Genomic DNA, 24,379 nt, shown 5'->3' on the forward strand with positions numbered 1-24,379 from the left:
ATTCTAATGGGTTAACCGGCCAGTAACATTAACGCGCTTTAATCATGACCAGTTTGTACCGGGTCTGTGCGGGTTAGTGCGATGCAATTCAATGTTTTGAAGGCAAACGGACGGAATCTGGCGCGTGGCTGCGCCGTCCTCGTGATCGCCGGCGCCGCCGCCGGCTGCAGTTCCCAGGCCATGCGCTTCAACGGCGTCGACGACGTTTTCACCTCATCGACCAACAATCAGCGCGCCATCATCGACAAGCAAAATGTCGATCAGCCCTATCCGGGCGACACGGTCGCGCCGGCCCCCGTCGACGGCAGCCACACACAGTCGGTGAGTCGCTCGAGCCTCGAGCCGGTTACGGCACAGCAGTTGCCGCCACCCTCGGCGCCGGCCGCAGCGCCCGCCAAGCCGATGCGCACCGCCTCGGCGCCGACGCTCGCTCCTGCCGCGCCGCGTGTCGACAAGACGACCACCGGCACCGTCGCGCCGAAGCCGTTCAAGACCGCCGCCCCCGACGCCGTACGCAACGCAAGTGCGGCTTCGCACGCGACCGAGATTGTCGTCAGGGAAGGCGAGACCATTTCCGGTTTGGCGCGGCAATATCATGTACCGGCCGATGCGATCGTCAAGGTGAATGGCCTGGACGCCAAAAAGGGGCTGAGAATCGGTCAGAAGATCGTCATCCCCGCCTATGCCTATTCGAGAAAAGGTGAGCCCAGGGTTGCCGACGCCGCCAAGCCCGCCAACACGCCGAAGCCTGCCGGCGCGCCGGAGAAGGTCGCTGTGCTGCCGCAGCAGCCGAAGCTCAAGGATGGCAAGTCGGCTGCGCAGGTCGATGCATCCGCTGCGGCCAGCGGCTCGAAGAATGCCAAGCCCGCGCCACAGCTGGCCGACGCCAAGCCGGCCGGAGCCGGCGGCACCTATACCGTCCAGCAGGGCGACTCGCTGTCTTCGATCGCCCGCAAGACCGGTGTCGACGTCGCGGCGCTGAAGCAGGCCAACGGCATGGAGAACGGCCTGCTGAAGATCGGCCAGACCCTGAAAGTTCCTGCCGGAGGCACCGTCGCGATGGCCGCCGCCAAGCCGGCCGCGACGACCGGCGCGAAGCCGGCTGTCGATCCGGTGACGACGGCGACCACGCCGCCGCCGGCAAAGACCACGCCGTCTGAAACGCTCGCCTCCTACACACCGCCGAAAAAGGACAAGGTCATCCAGCAGGCCGAGGACGACGATGCCGTGGCGCCGGACGCGACCGGCATCGGCAAGATGCGCTGGCCGGTTCGGGGCCGCGTCATCTCCGGCTTCGGCGCCGGCAAAGACGGCGTCGACATCGCAGTGCCAGAGGGAACGCCGATCAAGGCGGCTGAGAACGGGGTGGTCATCTATGCCGGCGACGGTCTGAAGGAATTCGGCAACACCGTCCTGGTGCGCCACGAGAACGGCCTGGTCACCGTCTATGGTCATGCCAGCTCGATCGAGGTGCAGCGCGGCCAAAAGGTCAAGCGCGGCCAGGAGATCGCGGTTTCGGGCATGAGCGGCACGACGGACTCGCCGAAGCTGCACTTCGAGGTGCGCAAGAATTCGGCCCCGGTCGACCCATCGACCTATCTCGAATAGAACAAGAATAATTTGCGGGCCGCCTGACCTCCAGTCCGGCCCGCCGGCTTGCCCGTTCCGTCAGGGGCGGGCTTTTTCAATAGTTTTGCGCTGGACGAACCGTCCTTGCCGGATCAACGCTGGCCTTTCAGGCTTTCCTCGATCCGGTAAAGAAACCTTCCAGTTCGGCGAAGCCCATGGCTTCCTGCGAGAACCGGAAACTTCCCTCCGATCTCATCTCACGGGCGGCGCGGACGAAACTGCCAAAGCCAGACGTGCCAGCGCCGAGCCGACGCTGATCCGCTTGACGCCGGCATCGGCCAGTTCGCCCAGATCAAAGGTGGCGCCCGGCATGCCCATCACGATATTGACCGGTTTCGTCACGGCGCCGCAGACAGTGCGGATCACGCCGAGGTCATGCAGGCCGGGCGCATAGAGAACGTCGGCTCCAGCCTTCTCGAAAGCCTGCAATCGTCGAATGGTATCGTCCAGGTCGGGACGTCCCCACAAGAAGTTCTCGCAGCGTGCCGTCAACACGAAATCATCCGACAGCGTGCGGCATGCCTGTGCTGCCGCCTCGATCCGCTCGACCGCAAGGGTGAAGTCGTAGATCGGATCCTCGCGTCTTCCAGTATGATCTTCCAGGGAACATCCGGCCAGGCCGATGCCTGCCGCCGCCCGGATCGTTTCGGCAGCGCTCTCGGGACTGTCGCCGAAGCCTTTTTCGAGATCAGCGGAAACAGGGAGCGGCGTCGCAGCCACAATGGCCCGGCAGTGGTCCATCGTATCTTCTCTGGAAACCTGCCCTTCGGCGACGCCGAGGCAAAAAGGCCATGCCGGCGCTTGTGGTGGCCAGGGCGGTAAAACCCATGGCTGCCAGGATCCGCGCCGTGCCGGCATCCCAGGGGTTCGGGATGATGAACGCGCCTGGCTCGTGATGGAGCCTGCGAAACGCTGCGCCTTTGCTTTTCAATCGCGTTTCCCCCAACTCATGAGTCCTGGGAAAATGGCACAATGGATGGAACAGATAAAGAACATTCAGCGCTCGACCCGGCAGGGCGGCTGCATGTTTCGATTTCTATCGGCAGCTAGTCCTTGAGCGCCTTGCCGAGTCGTCCCGCCAGGTCCTGCGTGAACTGCCAGGCGACACGGCCTGAGCGGCTGCCGCGCGTCGTCGCCCACTCGAGCGCCTCGGCGCGCAACGTTTCGGGGTGGACGGTCAGGCCGTGATAGCGGACATAGCCGTCGATCATGTCCAGATATTCGTCCTGCGAGCATTTGTGGAAGCCCAGCCACAGGCCAAAGCGGTCGGAGAGCGAAACCTTTTCCTCCACCGCTTCCGACGGGTTGATGGCGGTCGAGCGCTCATTGTCGATCATGTCGCGCGGCAACAGGTGCCGCCGGTTCGACGTGGCGTAGAAGATGACATTGGCCGGCCGCCCCTCGACGCCACCTTCGAGCGCCGCCTTCAGCGATTTGTAGGAGGTGTCGTCATGATCAAAGGAGAGGTCGTCGCAAAACAGGATGAAACGATAGGGCGCGGCCTTCAGCAGGCTCATCAGCTTCGGCAGCGTATCGATGTCCTCGCGATGGATCTCGATCAGCTTGAGCGCGCGGTCGAGCTTGTCGGAGGCATTGACTGCCGCGTGCACGGCCTTGACCAGCGACGACTTGCCCATGCCGCGCGCACCCCACAGCAGCACGTTGTTTGCCGCATAGCCGGAGGCGAAGCGTTGGGTGTTGTCGAGCAGGATGTCGCGGACCCGGTCGACGCCGCGGATCAGGCCAATGTCGACCCGATTGACCTTGCGGACCGGCTCCAGGTAGCCGGGATCGGCCTGCCAGACGAAGCAGTCGGCCGCGCCGAGGTCGGTCTGCGGCACAGGCGGAGCGGCAAGACGGGAGACTGCCTCGATCAAGCGTTCCAGCTTCTTGTTCAGGGCGTCCAGGCTGTCGGTCATCTGAGGTCTTTTTGTTCTCGCTTCTCGGGACGTGGGAGCAGCTTCCGTTGGGGCGCCGCAAGAACCAGCTTTCGGCAGCCTCCAAGGCGCTTCCCGCTGCGACGCTCTAGCACGCGGCAAACGGCTGGAAAAGCAACGGATTCGCCGGATCCCGCAGTTGCATTGGCAACTTTACCGACTATATTCCGGCCAAATTTCGCGGGGCCGCCCCGGCGGTTTGTCACCTTCCAGGAGTTTTCTTGATGTTCGTCACACCGGCATACGCCCAGGGCGTTGGCACCTCGCCAGACATGTTCGTCAGCATTTTGCCGTTTGTCCTGATTTTCGTGATCATGTATTTTCTGATCATCCGGCCGCAGCGCACGCAGCTGAAGAAGCGCCAGGAGATGCTGGCTGCGGTGCGCCGCGGCGATACGGTGGTGACCGGCGGCGGCTTCGTCGGCAAGGTGACCAAGGTGATCGACGACAATGAGCTGGAGATCGACCTTGGCGGTGGAACCAAGGTGACGGCGCTGCGCTCGACGCTCACGGACGTGCGCGTCAAGGGCGAGCCGGTGGCGAACCAGAACGCGAAGAAGTAATCCAGATCTCGCTGGCGCAACGCTGCCGCTTGTACGCCTGAACGGATAAGAACGAATGCTTTATTTCTCGCGCCTGAAGATGATCCTGATCTGGCTCGCCGTGGCCATAACAGTGATCCTCGCCGCGCCCAACCTGTTCCCGGCAAGCACGCTGGCGCAGCTGCCGAGCTGGGTGCCGAAGCGGCAGATGACGCTCGGCCTCGACCTTCAGGGCGGTTCGCACATCCTGCTCCAGATGGATCAGAACGACTTGATCAAAGATCAGCTGGAGACGACGCGCGACGAGATCAGGACCCTGCTGCGCGAAGCCAAGATCCAATATACCGGGCTTTCCGGCACCGGGCGCACCGTGCAGGTGCGCATCAACGACCAGAGCCAGCTCGATGCGGCCAAAGCTGCGCTGAAACCGATTACAAATCCGGTAAATGCCAGCCTATTCACCGGCGGTTCCGTTCAATCGATGGCACTGGATGATTCAGAGCCGGGGCTGTTGAGATTTACCGTTACGGATGCCGGTCTCAAGTACCGGACCTCGACGGCTTTGTCGCAGGCAATCGAAGTTGTCGAACGGCGCGTCAATGCGCTGGGTACTACCGAGCCGATCGTGCAGCGGCAGGGCGACGACCGCATCCTTGTCCAGGTGCCCGGTCTCCAGAACCCTCAGCGGCTTAAAGACATTATCGGCCAGACCGCCAAGCTGACGTTCCAAATGGTCGATACCTCGGTGCCGGTCCAGGATGCCATGAAAGGCCGGCCGCCGGCGGGCGATTCCATCCTGTATTCCCAGGACGATCCTCCAGTTCCCTATTTGGTGGAGAACCGCGTCATCGTGTCGGGCGAAGACCTGTCGCAGGCGACGCCGACTTATAATTCGCAAACAAACGAGCCGGTGGTTTCGTTCACATTCAATTCGCGGGGCGCCACCCGGTTCGGTCAAGCGACCCAGCAGAATGTCGGTAAACCTTTCGCCATCGTCCTCGACAATCAGGTCATTTCGGCGCCCGTCATCCGTGAGCCTATTCTCGGCGGCACGGGGCAGATTTCCGGCAACTTCACAGCAGAGAGCGCCAACGATCTCGCCGTGCTGCTGCGCGCCGGCGCCTTGCCGGCAAAGCTCACCATCATTGAAGAGCGCACGGTGGGTCCGGGCCTCGGCCAGGACTCCATCCACGCCGGCAAGATCGCGGGCGTGATCGGGTCGATCCTGGTCGTCGCCTTCATGTTCGTCGCTTACGGCTTCCTCGGTTTCCTCGCCAATGTGGCCTTGGCGGTGCACGTCGCGATGATCGTGGCGCTGCTGTCGCTGCTGGGAGCGACGCTCACCTTGCCCGGCATCGCCGGCATCGTGCTCACCATCGGCATGGCGGTCGACTCCAACGTTCTGATCTATGAACGCATCCGCGAGGAGCGGCGAAACGGCCGCTCAGTCATCCAATCGATCGACACCGGCTTCTCCAAGGCGCTGGCAACCATCGTCGATTCCAACGTCACCTCGCTGATCGCGACGGTGGTGCTGTTCTGGCTGGGCACCGGTCCGGTCAAGGGCTTCGCCATCACCTACGCGATTGGCATCCTGACCACTGTGTTCACCGCCTTCACCTTCACGCGCATGCTGGTGTCCATTTGGCTGCGTCGGGCTCGTCCGAAGGAATTGCCGCGCGCGCCGGTCACTTTCATTCCGCCGGGCACCAGGATTCCCTTCATGGGTATCCGACGCTGGACATTTGCTTTGTCCAGCCTGTTGTCGGTCCTGTCGGTCGTCGGGTTCCTGACCATCGACATCAACTACGGCATCGACTTCAGGGGCGGTTCGATAATCGAAGTGCAGTCCAAGCAGGGCGACGCCGATCTCGGCGATATCCGCAGCAGGCTGTCGGAACTCAACATCGGCGAAATCCAGGTACAGCAGTTCGGCGCGCCGAACGACGTGCTGATCCGGGTCGGCACGCAGGACGCCGGCGAGAACGCCGAGCAGACCGTCATCGACAAGGTGAGGGGCGAGCTCCAGGACCAGTACGACTTCCGCCGTGTCGAGGTGGTGGGGCCGACGGTTTCCGGAGAGCTCGCCAAACAGGGCACGATCGCCATGCTGATCGCGCTGGTCGGCATCCTGCTCTATGTCTGGTTCCGCTTCGAATGGCAGTTCGCGGTGGGCGCCATCATTGCGACGATCCACGACGTGGTGATGACGATCGGCTTCTTCGTCATAACAGGGCTGGAATTCAACCAGTCTTCATTGGCGGCGATCCTCACCATCATCGGCTATTCGCTGAACGACACCATCGTCGTCTATGACCGCGTCCGCGAGGACCTGCGCAAATACAAGAAGATGCCGCTGCCGCAGCTGTTGAACAACGCCATCAACGAGACGCTGTCGAGAACGACGCTGACGTCGGTGACCACGATCCTGGCGCTGCTGGCGCTCGTGCTGTTCGGCGGCGAGGTGATCCGATCCTTCACGCTGGCGATGCTGTTCGGCGTGGTGTTCGGCACCTATTCGTCGATCTTCATCGCCGCGCCGCTGCTGATCCTGTTCAAGTTGCGGCCGCAGGCCGCGAGCGCCGAAGGGGATAAGCCGGTGAACGGCAAGGCCGTGGCGACCTGACGCCGCAAGAGCCGGATGATTGCAGGTCTAGTCCTGACGCCGGCTCCAAATCAAAGAGATAGAGCATGATGTCGTCCGAAAACCGCACCACACTTTTCGGCATCATGCTCTAGACCCATGGTCAAAGGCATCATCATTCGCGAGGCGCATTTCCCGGGCAAGGCGCCGATCGAGGCTTATGGCAATGGCGGCTTCCGCTTTGCCGACATGTCGCATCGCGGCTCGCTTCTGTGCCTACCGTCCGGCATCCATGGCTGGGAGCCGGCCGATCCGCTGGCGCTGAAGGCGTCGGACTTCGACAAGCTTTTCGCCCAGGCCGACAGGATAGAGATCCTGCTGGTCGGCACCGGCAAGGATCTTCGGCCCTTGCCTGCCGCGTTGCGCGCAGCACTCAAGCAGGCGGGCATCTCGGCCGACCCGATGTCGACGGGAGCGGCCGTGCGGACCTACAACGTGCTGCTGGCCGAGGACCGTGCCGTGGCTGCAGCATTGATCGCCGTCGATTGAATGGCGGGCTCATCCAACCTCGTCATGGAGGCGGTACGTGCCGCTGACCATGACCGCTATCTTTCGGCTCTCTACGCGCCAGCCGACAAACGCGACGCGCTGCTCGCGCTCTATGCCTTCAACGCTGAGATCGCCGGCGTGCGCGACCGCATCCACGAGCCGTTGCCGGGCGAAGTCAGGCTGCAGTGGTGGCGCGACGTCATCGCGAGCGAAGATGGGGCTGATACCGGTCACCCGACCGCCGATGCGCTGAAGGCGACGATCACCGCCAACCGGCTGCCCAAGGCCGCCTTCGAGAACATGCTAGATGCGCGCATCTTCGATCTTTACGACGATCCGATGCCGTCGCGGACCGACCTCGAAGGTTACTGCGGGGAAACGGCCGCCGCACTCATCCAACTGGTGGCGATGGCGCTCGATCCGATAGCCGCGCCTGGCTTTGCCGAATTCGCGGGCAGGGCAGGCTGCGCACAGGCCATCACCGGCTTGCTGCTGTTGTTGCCGCTGCATCGTCGGCGTGGACAGTGCTACGTCCCGGCCGACATACTGGCGGCCGCCGGCTCTTCGCCGGAAGAGTTCGTCAAGGGGGAGGGCGGGGCCGCGGAGCAGCGAGCAGCGGCCGCGATGATCGCGCTGGCGCGGGACCACCTCAGCGCCTTTGAGAAGGGCGCGCCAGCGCTTCCCGTGTCACTGCGCCCCGCCTTCCTTCCGCTGGCGCTCACACGCGGCTATCTCGACAAGATGGAAAAGACCGGCCGGTCGCCACTCGACGGCGCTGTGGTGCTCTCGACCTTGCGGCGGCACTGGCTGCTCTTGCGTCACGCAATGCGAGGTTGGGCAGGTCTTTGACCCATCCCATCAGGACGGTTCGCCATTGCCACGCACCAGCGCTTCATAATCGCGGCCGCCATGGAGGACATTAACGATGCGTACGACGTCGCTATCGACGATTAGGCAATGACGGCGGAATGCTCGAACGGAACTGTCCTTAGTCCCGGCATGATATCGTCACGCGGCGTCCGCCGCGAGGCGCGTTGCTGATGCTCTGGCAGCGGTCCTCAATATGCAGGACTGTCCAACCGCAATCGAAAGGCCTATTCCGCCGCTTGCGCCCGCGGAGGCAGCCCCAGCCACTCACGGCAATCGGACAGAGCGCGCGCCGTGATCGCGCGGCGTTTGGTAACCGTCTTGTCCTTGCCGCGCAGGCGCTTGCCCTCGATCCTGGGTGCTTCCACCGGAGGGAACAGGCCGAAATTAATGTTCATCGGCTGGAAGGAACGCTTGCCCGGCTCGTCATCCGACACGAGGTGGCCGCCGATGATGTGGTTGAGCAGCGCGCCGAAAGCCGTTGTGAGGGGCGGCAGCGACAGTGCTTGGCCGAGCCGCTCGGCGGCGGCGAAACGGCCGGCGAGCAAGCCGATTGCCGCACTCTCGACATAGCCTTCGCAGCCGGTGATCTGACCGGCGAAGCGCAGGCCAGGACGCGATTTCAGTTGCAGCGACGGATCGAGCAGCGTCGGCGAGTTGATGTAGGTGTTGCGGTGCAAGCCGCCGAGACGCGCGAACTCGGCATTCTCGAGCCCCGGAATGGTGCGGAAGATGCGCACCTGCTCGGCATGCTTCAGTTTGGTCTGGAAGCCGACCATGTTGTAGAGCGTGCCCAGCGCATTGTCCTGGCGAAGCTGCACGACCGCATAGGCCTTGACCGAGGGATTGTGGACATTGGTCAGGCCCATCGGTTTCATCGGTCCATAGCGAAGCGTCTCGACGCCGCGCTCGGCCATCACTTCAATCGGCAGGCAGCCGTCGAAATAGGGTGTGCCTTCCCAATGCTTGAACTCGGTCTTTTGCCCCTCCAGCAGAGCCGCCACGAAGGCGAGATACTGCTCCTTGTCCATCGGGCAGTTGATGTAGTCCTTGCCGGTGCCGCCGGGGCCGACCTTGTCGTAGCGCGACTGGAACCAGCAGGTCGTCATGTCGATCGTATCGAAATGCACGATCGGCGCGATGGCGTCGAAGAAGGCGAGCGCGTCGGCGCCGGTGGCTTCGGCGATCGACTGCGCCAACGAAGGCGCCGTCAACGGACCGGTGGCGACGATCGCCTGGTCCCAGTCCTTGGGCGGCAGGCCGGGCACTTCCTCGCGCTGGATGGTGATCAGCGGATGCGCCTTGATTTTGGCAGTGACCGCATCGGAAAAGCCGTCCCGGTCTACGGCAAGCGCGCCACCCGCAGGCACCTGGTGCGCATCGCCGGCACTCATGATCAGCGAGCCGGCGAGCCTCATCTCGGCATGCAGCAGTCCGACGGCGTTGGCCTCGGCATCGTCGGAGCGGAAGGAGTTGGAACAGACGAGTTCGGCCAGCCCATCGGTCTTGTGCGCGTCGGTGCCGCGCACCGGCCGCATTTCATGCAGCACGACGGGGACTCCGGCCTCGGCGATCTGCCATGCCGCTTCGGAGCCGGCGAGGCCGCCGCCGATGACGTGGACGGGATTTTTCTCCATGAGCGCCGCAATAGTCGCTTAGCGCAGCGATTGCAATTGCCGGCCGCGAGAAGTGGATCTGGGAAAACGCGCCAAAAAACACAACACCCGCCGGGGGAGGAGGTCCGGCGGGTGTCGTTTTGTTGGTCGATCCTCGGGAGGAGGTGAAGATCGGCCTATTCGTCATTGCCGGGGAGGAGGTCGGCTTTGACGAAATTCCTTTTTGCCTGGAAGACGAACTGCGTTCGCTTCGGGAACAACGCCCGCCGGGGGAGGAGGTCCGGCGGGCGCCGTTTCGATGGTCAGCCCCTGGGAGGAGGTAGGGGTTGACCGTATCCGTCAGGGTCGGGGAGGAGGTCGACCCTGGCGAAATTCCTCTTAGACCGCCTTGCGGGCGATCATCTTGATCTCGTCGCGAACGATGCCGAGATCATTGAGCTGGCGGTTCGAAAGCCGACCCAACTCGGTAACCGTGTCGCGATAAACGCGCCAGTTGCGGTAGCTGCGGATCAGGTTCATGGTCTTGTCACTCTTCAAAACTGGTTCGGACCATTCGCGGTCCGAAGCGGATTAGACCGCCTTGCGGGCGACGTAATGAATGTCGCTGCGGCTGATGCCGAGGTCGGTCAGTTCACGGTTCGACAGGCGGCTCAGTTCCGAGACGGTGTCCCGGTAACGGCGCCAGTTGCGGTAGTTGCGGATCAGGTTCATGGTAGTGCTCGTTTCGTCTTTCGTTCGGATTATTCCGTCTGCGTACGAACAGGAAATAAGTGGGGTCATATCGGTTTAAAAGTGCCATTGGCGCATGGCAGCAATGCAAATTGTGCATTGCACCATTAACGGCCATTCACGCTTGGGACACAAAGAAGACAGAATCGGAAAATGCCGCAACGTCAACGGCTTGAGACACGCGGCTGAAAAAAAGACCGAGCTTGGGGGAAACGCATGGCGGGCTATGCGGCTAGGGTGAGGGCGGATATCGTCCGATGGCAGGAAGCGGGCCTGCTCGATGGGGCGACGGCCGACGCATTGACGCGCGACATTGCCGCCAAGGAGCGGGGCTCGCTCAGTTTCGGCTCGATCCTTGCGATGATGGCGGCACTTCTGTTCGGCGCCGCCGTCCTGATCTTCGTCGCCGCCAACTGGGAAGCCATTCCGCGTCTCGCACGGGTGGTGGCGCTGTTTGCCGTCATCCTCGGCGGCTATGTCGGCGGCGCGATGTTGAAGACACGCGATCATCCGGCAATCGGCGAGGCGCTGTGGATCGTTGCCGCGGCGGCCTTCGGCGGCTCGATCGCGCTGATCGGCCAAATGTATCATCTGTCGGGCGACGAGGCGTCGGCACTGGTCACCTGGTGCGGCGGCACGGCCCTGGCGGCGATCGCATTGCGTTCGAACCCGCTCACCGTGGCCGCAGTCGGCCTTGCCGACGCCTGGCTGGTCCTCAAGGGATTCGGGTTTTACTGGCGTGCGGGCTTTCCGCATTTCTTCATCGCCATGGCGATCGTTCTGTTCGCAATCTCATTCTGGACGCGCAGCCGGGCGGCGCGCCACCTGATCATCCTGTCGACCATACTTTATCTCCTGCTCCTCGGGATGGAGCATGACGTGTTGCGGGTTTCCGTGCCGCTGGCGATCGTCTCGGCGGGGGTGTTCGCGGCATCAGTCTATGCGGCCGATCCCGTCGACCGGATCGTACAGCTTGGCGGCCGGCTACCCTTGCACGCCTTGGCCGGCTTCCTCGCCGGCATCGCCATGGTCCAGTTCGAGGTCGCCGACGAAAGCACTTACAACAGCGGCTTCGGTGTGGCTTCCATCATAGCCTTGGCCGGCATCGTAGCGGCGATCATGCTGGGCGGCGCCAAGAGCCGCGGACTGCGCTGGCTGGCCTATGCCGGCTTCGCCTTCGAACTCGCCATCATCTATGTGGTGATGCTGCAATCGATGCTCGGCACCGCCGGCTTCTTCCTGGCGGCGGCCGTGCTGCTCGGCGTGCTGGCGCTCGCAATCATCCGCATCGAGAAGCGCATGAGAGCACCAGCCGGGGGAGGAGCAGCGGCATGAGCGGCAAAAGACTGATCATCTCCGCGCTGGTGCTGGCGCTTGTCCAGACCGGCTTCCTCAGTTGGATCATCGCCGGCCGCGCGGCGATGCTACGCCATGGCAAGGAAGTGGTCTTGAAGGTCGAGCCGGTGGACCCGCGCGATCTGCTGCGCGGCGACTACATATCGCTCGGCTATGACATATCGCGGATCCCGGTAAAGCTCATCGCCAACATTCCGCAAGGCAAGTTCTCGAGTGACGACACCTCGATCGTGGTGCGGCTGAAGAAGGGTGCCGACGCCTATTGGCAGCCGGCGGCGGCATGGTTCGGCCAGGCACCGACGCCGGCGGCTCCGGACGAGGCCGACATAAGAGGACACGTCGCCGAGGGGTGGGATCTGCGTTCGCCCGACATGACGATCACGCCGGAATACGGGATCGAGCGGTTCTATCTGCCGGAAGGCGAGGGCATGGCGATCCAGAACGACATGCGCGTGCGGCCGTTTGGCATCAAGCTGGCGCTCTCGGCCAACGGCACGGCGCAGATCAAGGCGCTGATGGATGGCGACAGGATTCTGTTCGAGGAGCCGCTCTATTAGAGTATAGGGTTAGAGTATAGGGTCTCGGCGTCGGCGCAACGGTCGGCGTTAACGGTGGTCCCGGTTATCGCTGAACACTGCTGTCTCTGCGATAATTTTTGGATAAGCACCGATCGAAATCGTGTAGCTGAAGTTTGCTGCGCCTTTTTCCTGCTTGTGTATCGAGGGGCTGCGCACAACCCAGTCATAGACGCCCGAGACCTTGCAGCGATCGTCAGCGCAGGTGACCACAATGCTGTCATTGCGGACGCTATATCCGCGTTCAGGCCAACGCCGGTAGTAGCTCCTCTTGCCCTGAATGATCGAACCCAGATTCGTCAACTTGCCATAATACTCAACCGTGGGAGCGTAGGACGCCTGGGCTTGAGCAAGAGCGAAATCGTCGTTGTCGCCATGATGCTCGATGAGATCCCTGATGAAGGCGACCGCAACGCTTTCCGGCTGTTGCACGGCATCTGGTGCGCGAGCAGGCGCGGGCGCCGGGTTTACCCTCGTAGACAGCTGCGATGTATCTGCGGGCGATTGGTCCGCTGTGGCATTGGTCACCCGCAACTCAGCCATTTCGCTGGCCGACAGGTATCTTATGTCATGCTGGTCATAGCTCGAAGCCAATTCCATCAGGCTGGGATCCACTCCCATCTCGATGACATAGGATATGATTGCGGCCGTTCCGAGCTGGACACGGGCCGCCGCTTCTTCGATGGACATCCCGTCCGCCGGTTTCAAAAAAGCCCGATGAACGCCGATAGAACCCGGTTCTGCAACCCGGTGGACGCCGCCCAAGAAAGCCAGTGAACAGGCCGAAGCGCACTGCAATTGGTGAACCTGAAGGATCCAACCCTGCCGCGCGGATCATACGCCCTAGACGCATCGCACTGCCGACGTTGCCGCCGGGGGAGTTGAATACAATTACCCTGGCCCCGCTGCTCGCAACCGCGTTGCCAAAGGCGTTCACGGGCTCATTGGCGCCAAATTCACCGGAGACAACAAGCATGGGCTGCCCGCCTGGAGAGGTAGCCGGAGTGAACTCCAGAGCCTCACCCTGACACGTCGCTGCCAAGACAACTGACCCAATCCCCAGAACCAGAGAAACTGCGCGCACAACCTGACAGAGCCCCAACCCGCCTGTTGCAACTAAGAACCTGTTATCGGACTATTTCAAGTGTATCGGAAACGCAAAAGCGAATTGTCTTCGCGAACGTAAGGACTTGCTTGCGCCGCCAGGAGTTGATGGCTCCGATCTTTCCCAAGGCTTCGGCGAGGCCCCTTCGTCCATCCATCTTCAGGTGGCCTGCCACCCGAAGCTCGAAGAGCGAAGGGTGGTGCGGATGAAGGGACTCGAACCCCCACGCCTTTCGGCACTGGAACCTAAATCCAGGGCGTCTACCAATTCCGCCACATCCGCGTTCCCCCGGCAATCCCATGTAGTCATCATTCTGTCAATGTCGGGGTCCAAATGGCCGACATTCGGCTAATCGCGAAGATGGTTGAAAATTAGGCTCGCCTGTGACAAAAGGCGTGTCGAATGTGACGGGACGCGACGATCCGCTTCTGTAGAATGTGAAAAGAAGTAGGAAAAACAAAGACTTATTCACATTTTGGATGCGTAGTTCAGGAGAGTTTGAGCCGCTCGGCGGTCAAATCACCCGGTTCCGTACCAAAAGCCATTTCCGGCAAGATTGTACCGGCAGGCTGTAAACGGGTGAGCCCGTTTGGCAGCCTCATTGGTGAAAACAAAGGTTTTAGGATGCAGGTCACCGAAACGCTCAACTCCGGTCTCAAGCGCGAGATCAAGATCACCGTGCCGGCCGGTGACATGGAAGCCAAGCTGATGGCCCGGCTCAACGATGCGCGCGGCAAGGTGCGGATCAACGGCTTCCGCCCCGGCAAGGTCCCGGTGCAGCACCTGCGCAAAGTCTACGGCAAGTCGTTCATGGCCGAGGTCGTCAACGAGATCCTCAATGACTCGACCCGCTCGATCATCTCGGGCCGCGGCGAGAAGGCCGCCATGCAGCCCGAAGTGATCATGACCGAGGACGAGAAGGAGGCCGAGAAGATCCTGGCGGGCGGCGCCGACTTCGAATTCAGCCTCAATTACGAAATCATCCCGGCAATCGAAATCAAGGATTTTTCCGACATCAAGGTGACGCGTCAGGTCTACGACGTGCCGGAGTCGGAGATCGACGAGCAGGTCAAGCGCGTGGCGGAGTCGGCCCGCGGCTACGAGCCGAAGACCGGCAAGGCCGCCGAAGGCGACCGCGTGACCATCGATTATGTCGGCAAGATCGGCGGCGAGGCTTTTGCTGGCGGCGCCGGCACCGACCAGCCGCTGGTGCTCGGCTCCAAGGAGTTCATTCCGGGCTTCGAGGACCAGTTGATTGGTGCCAAGGCCGGCGACGAGAAGCTGGTCACGGTCACGTTCCCGGAAAACTACCAGGCCGCGCATCTCGCCGGCAAGGAAGCCACCTTCGACGTGACCGTCAAGGAAGTGGCGAAGCCGGGCGAACTCGAGATCAATGATGAGACGGCCAAGAATCTCGGCCTGGAATCGCTCGAGCGACTGCGCGAGATTGTGCGCGGCCAGATCGAAAACCAGTTCGGCTCAATGACCCGTCAGAAGGTGAAGCGTCAACTGCTCGACCAACTCGACGCGTCTTATTCGTTCGAGGCGCCGTCGAAGCTCGTCGAGGCCGAGTTCAACAACATCTGGGCCCAGGTCAATCGCGACCTCGAGGCGGCCGGACGCAGTTTTGCCGACGAAGAGACGACGGAAGAAGAGGCGCGTGCCGAATATATGCGCCTGGCCGAACGCCGCGTGCGCCTCGGCCTCGTGCTTGCCGAGATCGGCGAGAAGGCCGGCGTGAGTGTGTCCGATGAGGAATTGCAGCGTGGCCTCTTCGAACAGATCCGCCGCGTCCCGGCCAACCAGCAACAGGAAGCCTTCGAGTTTTACCGCAACAATCCAGATGCGCTGAATTCGTTGCGCGCGCCGATGTTCGAAGAGAAGGTCGTCGATCACCTGCTCGGCCAGATCTCGGTCACCGACCTCAAGGTCAGCAAGGAAGAGCTGATGGCTGACGACGAGGAAGCAGAAAGCAAGTCCAAGGCAAAGCCGGCCAAAAAGGCTGCGTCGAAGAAGGCCGAGGCCAAGGCAAGTGAAGCGGCCGAGGAGACAGAGGAGCCCAAGAAGAAGGCCGCTCCGAAGAAGAAGGCCGCCAAGGACGCCGAGTAAAGGTTCAGCAAGCTGATTTCAAAAGGCCGCCCAAGAGGCGGCCTTTTTTGTTGCCAGCTGCTATCATTGTGGCAAGGCGGCAACACGACCAAGTTCAGATGCTTGCCCGCCGCTGGAGATACCGGACGTTGATGATTATCTGCGCGATAATGCGTTTCGCAGGTCGTTGGAGGCACCGGTGGGGCTGGCATTCAATATGAGGGGCGTGGTCGCGGCCGCAGCGTTCTTGGTTGCCACCGCGGCCCAGGCCGGGCCCGATCTCGGCGATTGGCGCATCGATACCGGCAGCGACGGCCAGGTCACGGCTTCGCTCCATGCTACCAACAAGCTGCTCACCGGCGGCGGTGCGCTGGGCTACAGCCCTGTGCTGACGCTGGCCTGCCGCACTGAGGGCGAGCCGCGCTGGAGCGAATGGCTGCAGCTTAGCGACGCCGTATCGGCCAGCCGCAAGATTACCATGTCGGTCATGGTCGACGACGGCAGGAAGTTCGATGAAAGCTGGTCAGTAGGGCCGCGCGGCAGGATGCTGGTCCGGGAGGGAGCCGACGGCATCAGACGGCTGGCATCGGCGAGCCGGCTTTCACTTTCGTGGCGCTTTGGCCTGCTTTCGGGGCGGGGCGAGGCCGATTTCGAGCTGGCCGGACTGTCCGAGGCGGTCGGCCGGATGGCTGCGAGTTGCAACACCGATCCGCCCTGAGCCGGTCGGGCTTCGCGTTGCGCGGAGCGGGCTCAGGCTACCCAACAAGCTTTTGTTTGATGCACGTCGTCCCAGAACCGCTGCACACCTCTGGGTCAGAAGCATTAAACCTCGGCAAATCTTGGCTTTTCCTACCCGGGCGCCAAATTCCATGGTATGTAGGTAACGCAGTTCCACTGGGGAGATGCGGATATTCCGCTCTGCTGTGAAGGGCGCATGCCACCGCGATTGGCACGCGCACCAACGGCGATCAGAAAAGGAAATGCCATGCGCTCGATCGCGTTCTTTGCCATCATCCCTGCTGTCGTCTTCATTGTGCATCCGTCACAGGCACAGGATGCTGCGGCAGGTGAGAAGGTCTTTGTAAAATGCAAAGTCTGCCACGTTGCGGACGAGGACAAGAACAAGGTCGGGCCATCGCTGCATGGCGTGATCGGCCGGACCGCCGGCACACATCCGGATTTCAAATATTCCGAGGCGATGATCGCAGCCGGCAAATCCGGCGTGAAATGGGACGAAGCCACGCTGGCCACCTATCTTCATGATCCCAAGGCGATGGTCAAAGGGACGAAAATGGCGTTTCCAGGCCTCAAGCAGGATGAAGACGTGGCCAACGTCATTGCCTATCTGAAGCAATTCTCCAACTAGTCGACTGTTCCTGCCTCATCGTTGGTAGCGCAATGTCGGTGAAGGAAAGCGACCTTAGAGACACGCGCGTCGGCCTTTCGGAAGCGACGGCTGCCGATTTCTTCGCGCTGCTGAAACCGCGCGTCATGGCCCTGGCCGTTTTCACCGCTTTCGTCGGTCTCATGGTGGCGCCTGCTGGGATCAATCCGATCATCGCCATTATCGCGATCGGTGCGATCGCCGTGGGCGCCGGGGCGGCCGGCGCCCTCAACATGTGGTACGACGCGGACATCGACGCCTTGATGTCGCGCACGTCCAAGCGGCCGGTGCCGTCCGGCCGCGTCGCGCCAGGCGAGGCGCTCGGCTTTGGGCTGGTGCTTTCGGCGCTTTCGGTCATGACGCTTGGCGTGCTCGTGGATTGGCTTGCCGCGTCGCTCCTGGCTTTCACCATCTTCTTCTATGTCGTGATCTACACGATGTGGCTGAAGCGCTCGACGCCGCAGAACATCGTGATTGGCGGAGCGGCGGGGGCGCTGCCACCCGTCATCGGCTGGGCGGCTGCCACCGGCGAGGTCGGCAGCGAAAGCCTCATCCTTTTCCTGATCGTGTTCCTCTGGACGCCTCCACATTTCTGGGCGTTGGCGTTGTTCAAGATTGGCGACTACGCCGCCGCCGGTGTCCCCATGATGCCGAACGTAGCCGGCCAGGCTTCGACGAAAAGACAGATCCTGGTTTATGCGCTGCTTCTTGCGCCGGTCGGCGTGCTGCCGTGGCCATTTGGATTTGCCAGCGGGTTTTACGCAATCGCCTCGGCTGTATTGGGCGGCGGCTTCATCTGGCGTGCCTGGAAGGTTCTGGCCGCTCCGGACCAGGACATGAGGCCGGCGAAAGCGCTGTTTGCCTATTCGATCGTCTACCTTTTCGCGCTGTTCGCGATGCTGCTCGCGGACACGATCGTTATGCGGCTGGCAGCGAACTGACGGCCTGCGCGAGGTCGCCCGGAACTCAGGCCGGCAATTTTCGCGCCATGCCGTCGACCTAGGCCGGCAGCGAATAGAAGCCCAGCACCAGCAGGGCGATTATGCCGATCCCCAGTATGAGAAGCGTCCTTGAGTCCATGACCTTCTCCTTCGGCTTCAAATAATATCCAAGAAAGGCCTTGCCTGCCAGCATCCCTGCGAGCCATGCGTGCTTTGCGCAGCTCGTCGACAACGCGCGACAAATGCCATGCAGAAGCGTATATTGGCACCGGTGCAGGTCGCGGTTTGCGTGGCCACCCATGCCAAACGGCAGCACCATCGGCCGCGACCTTTGCCGGACCTGGTCTGGAGGAATGGTCATGGCTAATTTCCATGTGATTGCAGGTGCCAGCGAGACGCTGGAGCACACGAAAGTCCGGAAAATCGGTGTGTCCGATCTTTTCGACGCACTCAGGCGCGGTGTGGACGATTTCATGGTGAAGCCGTCCCATATCGTGTTTCTATGCCTGATCTACCCCCTTGTCGGGGTGGTGCTTGCGGTGTGGACTTCCGGCGCCAATGCGTTGCCGCTGCTGTTTCCGCTTGTATCGGGCTTTGCGCTGATCGGTCCCTTCGCGGCGATCGGCCTCTACGAGATCAGCCGCAGACGCGAAGCCGGACTGGACGCATCCTGGCGCCACGCATTCGAAGTCCGGAACTCCCCGGCGCTGCCAGCAATCGCCGCGGTCGGGATCATGCTGTTTGCCATCTTCATCACGTGGCTTTTGACGGCCAAGCTTTTCTACGAGCAGTTGTTCGGGCCCGAGCCTCCGGCGTCACTGTCCAGCTTCATCGACCAGATATTCGCGACCGGACGCGGCTGGACGCTGATCATCCTCGGACATGCCATCGGCTTCGTCTTCGCCGTGGTGGTGCTATGCACAACCGTCGTGGCTTTCCCGCTGCTGCTCGATCGTGACGTAGGTGCCTACGAAGCCATTCACACCTCTGTGCGCGTGGTGCTGGCGAACCCGATCGTCATGGCGGTCTGGGGCTTGATCGTCGCTGTCGGATTGATCATCGGCTCGCTGCCGGTGTTCGCGGGGCTGGCGGTTGTTCTGCCTGTCCTCGGTCACGCAACCTGGCATGTCTACCGCAAGGTGGTGGAGCCGCCGGCCGCCCCCAGACCGGCGAGCTGAGCGGTCCCTGCCTCGAACGCATCGGCGGGTGGGCCGGTGCGTTCAGTAGGCCGGGTGACTGAACCGCGCCTGGCGCGCGCCGGTGGTCAGGTTGTGGAAATCCTTGCCGCTGACATGCACCAGCGTCTTGTGATCGCCGCCCTCGAAATAGATATCGGCCGCATTGCCCAGGCTTTCGTCCAGAATCACTGGCACGTCATAGGCCGCGCCGATCGGCGGAATGGCACCGACGTCGCAATCATCGAAGAGCGAGACCACCTCGTCTTCGGAAGCCAGCCCGAGGCGCTTGTCCATGACATCCTGCAGCTTGCCGAGCTCGATCCTGTGGGTGCTTGGGACAACCGCCAGCGCATAGCCAAGCTCGTGGTGAACGACCACCGACTTGGCCATCATGCTGCCCGGCACATGCGCGGCAATGGCGGCCTGCCTGCTGGTGGACGTGCGGTGATGCGCGACGGTGTCGTACGGGATGCCCTTGCCGTCGATAAAATCCCTCAGTCTGTTTGCTATCGTCATTTTTCGCGTCCTTTTGCTTGGGTTCACGACGCATGCGCAAACGAGGGCGATCACTCTCGTGCCCCGGTTGCCACACCAGGAAAACTGGATCGACTGCCTATCGTTTCAAGGCGCCGGCATTCGCGGTCCCGGCCGCCGCGAACGGATTCGAACCGCGGTCAGGGGCCCGGCCCGAAAAACGCTATACGGGTCAGAAGCGTGTAGTCGGCTTCGAAGACCATCATCGTCACGAAAACCAGCACCAGTATCGGCGGCAGGATGATCGCATACATCATTGCCAGCCGCTCCCAGGCCATGTGCATGAAGACGGCGACGATCAGGCCCGCCTTGAGCATCATGAAGATCAGGATCAGCGACCATCTCAGATAGCCATGGAGGCCGAAATAGTCGACCAAGTAGGAGCAGGTGCTGAGAATGAACAGCCATGCCCAGACCACAAGATAGAGCTTGATCGGGTGCTCCTGATGCGTGTCGGACTTGGAGACGGCCACTGCATCATGGGTGGTGTGCAGCGTGTGTTGTCCCAGACCGTTTGCGGTTGCTTCAGCCATGTCTGCCTCTCACCAAAGATAGAAGAAGGCGAAGATGAACACCCAGACCAGGTCGACGAAGTGCCAGTAGAGTCCCATGATCTCGACATTCTCGTAGCGGCCCCGGCGGCTGGTGAAAAAACCAGGCCGGCCGACGTCGAAGTCGCCGCGCCAGACCTTTCGCGCCACGATGATCAGAAAGATGACGCCAATCGTGACGTGGGTGCCGTGGAAGCCGGTGATCATGAAGAAGCACGAACCGAATTGCGCGGCGCCCCAGGGATTGCCCCATGGCCGTACCCCTTCGGTGATCAGCTTGGTCCATTCGAAGGCCTGCATGCCGACGAACGTCGCGCCGAGCGCTGCGGTCAAGAGCATCAGGATCGCGGTCTTGCGGCGGTCGCGGCGGTAGCCGAAATTGACCGCCATGGCCATGGTTCCGCTGCTCGAGATCAGCACGAAGGTCATGATGGCGATCAGGATCAGCGGGATCTCCGAACCGCCAATGCGCAGCGCGAAGACCTCGCTCGGGTTGGGCCAGGGCACGCGCGTGGACATGCGGGCGGTCATGTAGGAGAGCAGGAAGCAGCCGAAGATGAAGGTGTCGCTGAGCAGAAAGATCCACATCATGGCCTTGCCCCAGGACACGTTCTTGAATGCTCTCTGATCCGACGCCCAGTCGGCGACGATGCCGTGCCAGCCCTCGGGCCGATCCATCTGGCCGCTATGCGTCACTGTCGTCTCAGCCATCGCCGGTCTCCTAGGTCAGCAGCTGTCGGCAAATGTCGATGAAGGTCGCGGCCCAGCCGGCGAGCAGGGCAAAGATGGCCAGCCAGACGAAAAGCAGGAAATGCCAATACATGGCGCAGAGCTCGACGCTGAGGCGGAGCCTCTCGGGCCGTGCTCCGTTCCACGCGCCGATGCTCGTCCTGCCCAGGCCGACCAGACCGCCCACGATGTGCAGGCCATGCATTCCGGTGATCAGGTAGAAGAAGCTGTTGGCCGGGTTGGAGGCCAGCCAGTAGCCGTCTGCGGTCAGCTGCCGCCAGGCCATCAGCTGGCCGGCCAGGAAGGCGAGCGCCGTCAGCCCGGCGGTTGCCAGCCCGAGCCTGACCATATCCAACTGACCTTTGCGCGCGGCGACCACCGCGCATTGGAGAGCGATGCTGCTCAGCACCAGGACGCCGGTGTTGAGCCAAAGCAGGCGCGGCAGCGGCAGCGGCCGCCAGTCCGACAGGCCCATCCGCATGAAATAGGCACTGGTGAACAGCGAGAACAGGCAGCCGACGACGGCGAGGAAGACCCCGAGCCCGATTTTGGCGGTGGGCAGGGCGGACCGCTCGAGGCCGACGTAGTCCCCGGCCAGGCCTTGCTCCAGCCACGGCTTGGCCGTCAGCCGCTGGTGCGAAAGCCACCAGCCGGCAAAGCCGGCGATCACCAGCAGGAAGACCAGGATGACGCTCATGCCGGTTCCTTGGTCGGGCCGAAGTCGCCCGGGACGTTTTGTGGAATGAAGTCCTCCTTGGCGCCCGGCACGCTGTAGTCGTAGGCCCAGCGGTAGACGATCGGCAGTTCCTTGCCGAAATTGCCGTGAGCCGGCGGCGTCTGCGGCGTCTGCCACTCGAGCGTCGTGGCCCGCCAAGGATTGCCGCCTGCCTCGCGCCCGTGGCGGATGCTCCAGATCAGGTTGAACAGGAAGACCATCTGGGCGAAGCCGACCATGAAGGCCATGATGCTGATGAACGAGTTCAGATGGTGGGCTGACTCCGTCATTATCGTCATGTCCGTCAGTTCGGCGTAGCGCCGCGGCACACCCATCAGGCCGATATAGTGCATGGGGAAGAAGATCAGGTAAGCGCCGAGGAATGTGACCCAGAAGTGGAACCTGCCGAGCGTCTCGTCCAGCATCCGTCCGGTGACCTTTGGATACCAGTGGTAGATTGCGCCGAAGATCACCAGGATCGGCGCGACACCCATCACCATGTGGAAATGGGCGACGACGAACATCGTGTCCGACAGGGGGACGTCGACGACGACATTGCCGAGGAACAGCCCGGTCAAGCCGCCATTGACGAAGGTGACGATGAAGGCGAGCGCGAAAAGCATCGGGATGGTGAGGTGGATGTCGCCGCGCCACAGCGTCAGCACCCAGTTGTAGACCTTGATGGCGGTGGGAACGGCTATGATCAACGTCGTGGTGGCGAAGAAGAAGCCGAAATAAGGATGCATGCCGCTGACATACATGTGGTGCGCCCAGACCACGAAGCTCAGGGCGCCGATGGCGATGATCGCCCACACCATCATCCGGTAGCCGAAGATGTTCTTGCGCGCATGCGTGCTGATCAGGTCTGACACGATGCCGAAGGCCGGAAGGGCGACGATGTAGACTTCCGGGTGACCGAAGAACCAGAACAGATGCTGGAACAGGATCGGGCTGCCGCCATTGTGCTGCAACTGCTCGCCCATCTCGACGATCGCCGGCATGAAGAAGGAGGTGCCGAGCAGGCGGTCAAGCAGCATCATGACACAGGCGACAAACAGGGCCGGGAAGGCAAGCAGCGCCATGACCGTGGCGGTGAAGATGCCCCAGACGGTGAGCGGCAGGCGCATCAGGGTCATGCCGCGGGTGCGGCCCTGCAGCACCGTCACCACATAGTTCAGGCCGCCCATGGTGAAGCCGATGATGAACAGGATGAGGGAAGAGAGCATCAGGATGATGCCCCAGTCCTGGCCTCCCGGCGTTCCGGTCATGATCGCCTGCGGCGGATAGAGCGTCCAGCCGGCGCCGGTCGGACCGCCCGGCGCGAAGAAGCTCGCCACCAGAACGAGCACGGCGAGCAGATAGACCCAGTAGCTCAGCATGTTGGCATAGGGAAAGACCATGTCGCGGGCGCCCACCATCAGCGGAATGAGGTAGTTGCCGAAGCCACCGAGGAAGAGGGCGGTGAGCAGGTAGATCACCATGATCATGCCGTGCATGGTGATGAACTGGTAATAGGCCTCCGGGGTGATGAAGTCGAAAGTGCCGGGAAAGCCGAGTTGCAGGCGCATCAGCCAGGACAGGACCAGGGCCACAAGGCCGATTGCCGTCGCCGTTGCCGAATACTGCACCGCGATGACCTTGGCGTCCTGTGAAAAGACGTATTTCGTCCACCAGCTGTGCGGATGGTAGAGTTCCATCTCGCCCACTTCGGCGGGTGGAACGGCATCGGCGGGTGTGACGTCGACCATGGGAGCACCTCCGTGCCCTGTTCAGCGGGCCTCGACAGATTCGACTTTTGCCGCGACGTCCAAACCGGACGCCACCTTCTTTCCCGGCAACTGGTTCGCCGAGCCTGTTTGCTGCGGCGCCGACAATTGCGCAAAAGTCTGCTGCTGGCCGAGCCAGGCCAGATAATCCTGCTCGCTGTCGACCATGACCACGCCATGCATCAGCGGATGTCCCTGGCCGCAGAGCTCGGCGCACAAGACTTGGAAGGTTCCGGTTCTGGTTGGAGTGAACCAGAAATAAGTGACGGATCCCGGGATCATATCCATCTTGGCGCGGAATTCCGGGATGTAGAAGTCATGCAGCACGTCGATCGAACGCAGCAGCACCTTGACCGGCTTGCCGACCGGCAGGTGCAGGTCGGCGGCCTCGACCACGACGTCGTCCTGGCCGTTGGGATCCTTGGGCGCGATGCCTAACGGGTTCTCAGCCGTCACGTCGCGCGTGTCCGAAGTGCCGAGCTTGCCGTCCTTGCCTGGCAAGCGGTAGCTCCACTGCCATTGCTGGGCGATGACCTCAATTTCTGTCGCATCGGTTGGAACGTTGACGAAGCGGCTCCAGACAAACAGACCTGGAACCAGCAAGGCGGTGACACCGACCGCGGTGACGATCGTCAGCCACGATTCGAGCCGCTTGTTTTCCGGCTCGTATACAGCGCGATTGCCTTCCCGATGGCGGAAGCGGAAGACGCAATAGGCCATAAAGAGCACGACAGCCGAAAAGACGACGCCGGTGATCCAGAAGCTGATGATGATGGTGTGGTCGATATAGTCCCAATTCGAGGCAATGGGCGTCCACCACCATGGGCTCAGGAAGTGGAACAACACCGAGCCCACGACGACCAAAACGAGTACAAGCGCAACGGCCATGTCCCGTTCCTCCGGGCATTCGCGACGCACGAAACATCCGCGAAAGCCAGAGCGCATCATGCTCGATTTCCAGTTGAAATTCCAGAGCCGACTGTCTGAAGGGGAAAACGTTGCTG

Annotated in this window: 24 protein-coding genes, 1 tRNA gene and 2 pseudogenes; 12 read left to right on the top strand and 15 right to left on the bottom strand. The window is 62.0% G+C overall.

What is annotated here, in order from left to right; all coding sequences use genetic code 11:
- The first annotated feature begins 81 nt into the window (after positions 1 to 81).
- On the top strand, positions 82 to 1,608 hold the full coding sequence (locus EJ074_RS27760) for a peptidoglycan DD-metalloendopeptidase family protein (protein WP_095807188.1): 1,527 nt from the start codon (positions 82 to 84) through the stop codon (positions 1,606 to 1,608).
- A 127-nt stretch (positions 1,609 to 1,735) separates the two neighbouring features.
- Here EJ074_RS27760 and EJ074_RS27765 read toward each other — a convergent pair.
- Both EJ074_RS27765 and EJ074_RS27770 read right to left on the bottom strand, forming a co-directional pair.
- Positions 1,736 to 2,560 (bottom strand): annotated as a pseudogene (locus EJ074_RS27765) (isocitrate lyase/phosphoenolpyruvate mutase family protein).
- 115 nt (positions 2,561 to 2,675) lie between these two features.
- Positions 2,676 to 3,548 carry an ATP-binding protein gene (locus EJ074_RS27770; protein ID WP_095807189.1) on the bottom strand — a complete coding sequence of 291 codons (873 nt, stop codon included), beginning with the start codon at positions 3,546 to 3,548 and terminating at the stop codon, positions 2,676 to 2,678.
- Between the two features lie 242 nt (positions 3,549 to 3,790).
- Here EJ074_RS27770 and yajC point away from each other — a divergent pair, with 242 nt between their 5' ends.
- From yajC to EJ074_RS27790, 4 genes are all read left to right on the top strand, one after another.
- Positions 3,791 to 4,129, top strand: coding sequence for a preprotein translocase subunit YajC (yajC, locus tag EJ074_RS27775; RefSeq protein WP_095807190.1), 339 nt, complete (start codon positions 3,791 to 3,793; stop codon positions 4,127 to 4,129).
- Positions 4,130 to 4,184: 55 nt separating this feature from the next.
- On the top strand, positions 4,185 to 6,734 hold the full coding sequence (secDF, locus tag EJ074_RS27780; RefSeq protein WP_095807191.1) for a protein translocase subunit SecDF: 2,550 nt from the start codon (positions 4,185 to 4,187) through the stop codon (positions 6,732 to 6,734).
- A gap of 117 nt (positions 6,735 to 6,851) precedes the next feature.
- The gene (locus tag EJ074_RS27785) at positions 6,852 to 7,241 is read left to right on the top strand and encodes an Mth938-like domain-containing protein (protein WP_095807192.1); all 390 of its coding nucleotides are present in this window, start codon (positions 6,852 to 6,854) and stop codon (positions 7,239 to 7,241) included.
- Complete coding sequence (locus tag EJ074_RS27790; protein ID WP_165350025.1) at positions 7,242 to 8,090, top strand: phytoene/squalene synthase family protein; 849 nt, start codon at positions 7,242 to 7,244, stop codon at positions 8,088 to 8,090.
- 9 nt (positions 8,091 to 8,099) lie between these two features.
- Here the strand turns inward: EJ074_RS27790 and EJ074_RS30495 are convergent.
- From EJ074_RS30495 to EJ074_RS27805, 4 genes and pseudogenes are all read right to left on the bottom strand, one after another.
- Positions 8,100 to 8,304, bottom strand: a pseudogene (locus EJ074_RS30495) (type II toxin-antitoxin system RelE/ParE family toxin); the annotation flags it as partial.
- Positions 8,305 to 8,335: 31 nt separating this feature from the next.
- Positions 8,336 to 9,745 carry a methylenetetrahydrofolate--tRNA-(uracil(54)-C(5))-methyltransferase (FADH(2)-oxidizing) TrmFO gene (gene trmFO, locus EJ074_RS27795; protein WP_095807193.1) on the bottom strand — a complete coding sequence of 470 codons (1,410 nt, stop codon included), beginning with the start codon at positions 9,743 to 9,745 and terminating at the stop codon, positions 8,336 to 8,338.
- 357 nt (positions 9,746 to 10,102) lie between these two features.
- The gene (locus EJ074_RS27800) at positions 10,103 to 10,243 is read right to left on the bottom strand and encodes a DUF1127 domain-containing protein (RefSeq protein WP_095807194.1); all 141 of its coding nucleotides are present in this window, start codon (positions 10,241 to 10,243) and stop codon (positions 10,103 to 10,105) included.
- Between the two features lie 51 nt (positions 10,244 to 10,294).
- Entirely contained in the window at positions 10,295 to 10,435 is a 141-nt protein-coding gene (locus EJ074_RS27805; protein WP_006335194.1) for a DUF1127 domain-containing protein, read from the bottom strand.
- A 234-nt stretch (positions 10,436 to 10,669) separates the two neighbouring features.
- Here EJ074_RS27805 and EJ074_RS27810 point away from each other — a divergent pair, with 234 nt between their 5' ends.
- Both EJ074_RS27810 and EJ074_RS27815 read left to right on the top strand, forming a co-directional pair.
- Positions 10,670 to 11,788, top strand: coding sequence for a DUF2157 domain-containing protein (locus EJ074_RS27810; protein ID WP_095807195.1), 1,119 nt, complete (start codon positions 10,670 to 10,672; stop codon positions 11,786 to 11,788).
- The gene (locus EJ074_RS27815) at positions 11,785 to 12,366 is read left to right on the top strand and encodes a GDYXXLXY domain-containing protein (RefSeq protein ID WP_095807196.1); all 582 of its coding nucleotides are present in this window, start codon (positions 11,785 to 11,787) and stop codon (positions 12,364 to 12,366) included. Before EJ074_RS27810 ends, EJ074_RS27815 begins: the two co-directional genes overlap by 4 nt.
- Before the next feature lie 48 nt (positions 12,367 to 12,414).
- On the opposite strand, the gene EJ074_RS27820 is transcribed toward EJ074_RS27815, so the two are convergent.
- Together EJ074_RS27820 and EJ074_RS27825 are read right to left on the bottom strand one after the other, a co-directional pair.
- Positions 12,415 to 13,074, bottom strand: a complete 660-nt coding sequence (locus EJ074_RS27820; protein WP_129553901.1) for a hypothetical protein — start codon at positions 13,072 to 13,074, stop codon at positions 12,415 to 12,417.
- A gap of 612 nt (positions 13,075 to 13,686) precedes the next feature.
- Positions 13,687 to 13,771: transfer RNA gene (locus tag EJ074_RS27825), tRNA-Leu, on the bottom strand.
- 342 nt (positions 13,772 to 14,113) lie between these two features.
- On the opposite strand from EJ074_RS27825, the gene tig reads away from it, so the two are divergent.
- From tig to EJ074_RS27845, 4 genes are all read left to right on the top strand, one after another.
- Positions 14,114 to 15,598 (top strand): trigger factor, encoded by a 1,485-nt coding sequence (gene tig / locus EJ074_RS27830; RefSeq protein WP_129553902.1) that lies wholly within the window; start codon positions 14,114 to 14,116, stop codon positions 15,596 to 15,598.
- A gap of 178 nt (positions 15,599 to 15,776) precedes the next feature.
- Positions 15,777 to 16,295 carry a hypothetical protein gene (locus tag EJ074_RS27835; protein ID WP_245420403.1) on the top strand — a complete coding sequence of 173 codons (519 nt, stop codon included), beginning with the start codon at positions 15,777 to 15,779 and terminating at the stop codon, positions 16,293 to 16,295.
- Positions 16,296 to 16,562: 267 nt separating this feature from the next.
- Positions 16,563 to 16,943 carry a cytochrome c family protein gene (locus EJ074_RS27840; RefSeq protein ID WP_095807199.1) on the top strand — a complete coding sequence of 127 codons (381 nt, stop codon included), beginning with the start codon at positions 16,563 to 16,565 and terminating at the stop codon, positions 16,941 to 16,943.
- Positions 16,944 to 16,975: 32 nt separating this feature from the next.
- The gene (locus tag EJ074_RS27845; protein WP_095807200.1) at positions 16,976 to 17,902 is read left to right on the top strand and encodes a heme o synthase; all 927 of its coding nucleotides are present in this window, start codon (positions 16,976 to 16,978) and stop codon (positions 17,900 to 17,902) included.
- A 58-nt stretch (positions 17,903 to 17,960) separates the two neighbouring features.
- On the opposite strand, the gene EJ074_RS27850 is transcribed toward EJ074_RS27845, so the two are convergent.
- Entirely contained in the window at positions 17,961 to 18,263 is a 303-nt protein-coding gene (locus tag EJ074_RS27850; RefSeq protein ID WP_135905077.1) for a hypothetical protein, read from the bottom strand.
- Here EJ074_RS27850 and EJ074_RS27855 point away from each other — a divergent pair.
- Positions 18,262 to 19,080, top strand: a complete 819-nt coding sequence (locus EJ074_RS27855; protein ID WP_095807270.1) for a DUF2189 domain-containing protein — start codon at positions 18,262 to 18,264, stop codon at positions 19,078 to 19,080. The two genes, EJ074_RS27850 and EJ074_RS27855, sit on opposite strands and share 2 nt — an antisense overlap.
- 42 nt (positions 19,081 to 19,122) lie before the next feature.
- Here EJ074_RS27855 and EJ074_RS27860 read toward each other — a convergent pair whose 3' ends face one another.
- The 6 genes from EJ074_RS27860 to EJ074_RS27885 all read right to left on the bottom strand — a co-directional run bounded on the left by EJ074_RS27860 (position 19,123) and on the right by EJ074_RS27885 (position 24,263).
- Positions 19,123 to 19,596, bottom strand: a complete 474-nt coding sequence (locus tag EJ074_RS27860) for an aminoacyl-tRNA deacylase (protein WP_095807202.1) — start codon at positions 19,594 to 19,596, stop codon at positions 19,123 to 19,125.
- A 158-nt stretch (positions 19,597 to 19,754) separates the two neighbouring features.
- Positions 19,755 to 20,147, bottom strand: a complete 393-nt coding sequence (locus EJ074_RS27865; protein ID WP_095807203.1) for a cytochrome C oxidase subunit IV family protein — start codon at positions 20,145 to 20,147, stop codon at positions 19,755 to 19,757.
- 9 nt (positions 20,148 to 20,156) lie between these two features.
- Positions 20,157 to 20,876, bottom strand: coding sequence for a heme-copper oxidase subunit III family protein (locus EJ074_RS27870; protein ID WP_095807204.1), 720 nt, complete (start codon positions 20,874 to 20,876; stop codon positions 20,157 to 20,159).
- A gap of 10 nt (positions 20,877 to 20,886) precedes the next feature.
- Positions 20,887 to 21,591, bottom strand: a complete 705-nt coding sequence (locus EJ074_RS27875; RefSeq protein ID WP_095807205.1) for a cytochrome c oxidase subunit 3 — start codon at positions 21,589 to 21,591, stop codon at positions 20,887 to 20,889.
- Entirely contained in the window at positions 21,588 to 23,357 is a 1,770-nt protein-coding gene (locus tag EJ074_RS27880) for a cbb3-type cytochrome c oxidase subunit I (RefSeq protein WP_129553903.1), read from the bottom strand. The genes EJ074_RS27875 and EJ074_RS27880 overlap by 4 nt, the downstream gene beginning before the upstream one ends.
- A gap of 21 nt (positions 23,358 to 23,378) precedes the next feature.
- Positions 23,379 to 24,263: a cytochrome c oxidase subunit II gene (locus EJ074_RS27885; protein WP_095807271.1), complete on the bottom strand. Its 885-nt coding sequence runs from the start codon at positions 24,261 to 24,263 to the stop codon at positions 23,379 to 23,381.
- Positions 24,264 to 24,379: the final 116 nt, after the last annotated feature.

This window comes from Mesorhizobium sp. M3A.F.Ca.ET.080.04.2.1, assembly GCF_003952525.1.
In the GTDB taxonomy this organism is placed as follows: Bacteria; Pseudomonadota; Alphaproteobacteria; order Rhizobiales; family Rhizobiaceae; genus Mesorhizobium.

Bases quoted from the DNA above. Each gene is read 5' to 3' on its own strand.
- EJ074_RS27760 (WP_095807188.1), top strand. From the start codon at position 82: ATGCAATTCAATGTTTTGAAGGCAAACGGACGGAATCTGGCGCGTGGC.
- EJ074_RS27770 (WP_095807189.1), bottom strand. From the start codon at position 3,548: ATGACCGACAGCCTGGACGCCCTGAACAAGAAGCTGGAACGCTTGATC.
- yajC (WP_095807190.1), top strand. From the start codon at position 3,791: ATGTTCGTCACACCGGCATACGCCCAGGGCGTTGGCACCTCGCCAGAC.
- secDF (WP_095807191.1), top strand. From the start codon at position 4,185: ATGCTTTATTTCTCGCGCCTGAAGATGATCCTGATCTGGCTCGCCGTG.
- EJ074_RS27785 (WP_095807192.1), top strand. From the start codon at position 6,852: ATGGTCAAAGGCATCATCATTCGCGAGGCGCATTTCCCGGGCAAGGCG.
- EJ074_RS27790 (WP_165350025.1), top strand. From the start codon at position 7,242: ATGGCGGGCTCATCCAACCTCGTCATGGAGGCGGTACGTGCCGCTGAC.
- trmFO (WP_095807193.1), bottom strand. From the start codon at position 9,745: ATGGAGAAAAATCCCGTCCACGTCATCGGCGGCGGCCTCGCCGGCTCC.
- EJ074_RS27800 (WP_095807194.1), bottom strand. From the start codon at position 10,243: ATGAACCTGATCCGCAGCTACCGCAACTGGCGCGTTTATCGCGACACG.
- EJ074_RS27805 (WP_006335194.1), bottom strand. From the start codon at position 10,435: ATGAACCTGATCCGCAACTACCGCAACTGGCGCCGTTACCGGGACACC.
- EJ074_RS27810 (WP_095807195.1), top strand. From the start codon at position 10,670: ATGGCGGGCTATGCGGCTAGGGTGAGGGCGGATATCGTCCGATGGCAG.
- EJ074_RS27815 (WP_095807196.1), top strand. From the start codon at position 11,785: ATGAGCGGCAAAAGACTGATCATCTCCGCGCTGGTGCTGGCGCTTGTC.
- EJ074_RS27820 (WP_129553901.1), bottom strand. From the start codon at position 13,074: ATGTCCATCGAAGAAGCGGCGGCCCGTGTCCAGCTCGGAACGGCCGCA.
- tig (WP_129553902.1), top strand. From the start codon at position 14,114: ATGCAGGTCACCGAAACGCTCAACTCCGGTCTCAAGCGCGAGATCAAG.
- EJ074_RS27840 (WP_095807199.1), top strand. From the start codon at position 16,563: ATGCGCTCGATCGCGTTCTTTGCCATCATCCCTGCTGTCGTCTTCATT.
- EJ074_RS27845 (WP_095807200.1), top strand. From the start codon at position 16,976: ATGTCGGTGAAGGAAAGCGACCTTAGAGACACGCGCGTCGGCCTTTCG.
- EJ074_RS27855 (WP_095807270.1), top strand. From the start codon at position 18,262: ATGGCTAATTTCCATGTGATTGCAGGTGCCAGCGAGACGCTGGAGCAC.
- EJ074_RS27850 (WP_135905077.1), bottom strand. From the start codon at position 18,263: ATGACCATTCCTCCAGACCAGGTCCGGCAAAGGTCGCGGCCGATGGTG.
- EJ074_RS27860 (WP_095807202.1), bottom strand. From the start codon at position 19,596: ATGACGATAGCAAACAGACTGAGGGATTTTATCGACGGCAAGGGCATC.
- EJ074_RS27865 (WP_095807203.1), bottom strand. From the start codon at position 20,147: ATGGCTGAAGCAACCGCAAACGGTCTGGGACAACACACGCTGCACACC.
- EJ074_RS27870 (WP_095807204.1), bottom strand. From the start codon at position 20,876: ATGGCTGAGACGACAGTGACGCATAGCGGCCAGATGGATCGGCCCGAG.
- EJ074_RS27875 (WP_095807205.1), bottom strand. From the start codon at position 21,591: ATGAGCGTCATCCTGGTCTTCCTGCTGGTGATCGCCGGCTTTGCCGGC.
- EJ074_RS27880 (WP_129553903.1), bottom strand. From the start codon at position 23,357: ATGGTCGACGTCACACCCGCCGATGCCGTTCCACCCGCCGAAGTGGGC.
- EJ074_RS27885 (WP_095807271.1), bottom strand. From the start codon at position 24,263: ATGGCCGTTGCGCTTGTACTCGTTTTGGTCGTCGTGGGCTCGGTGTTG.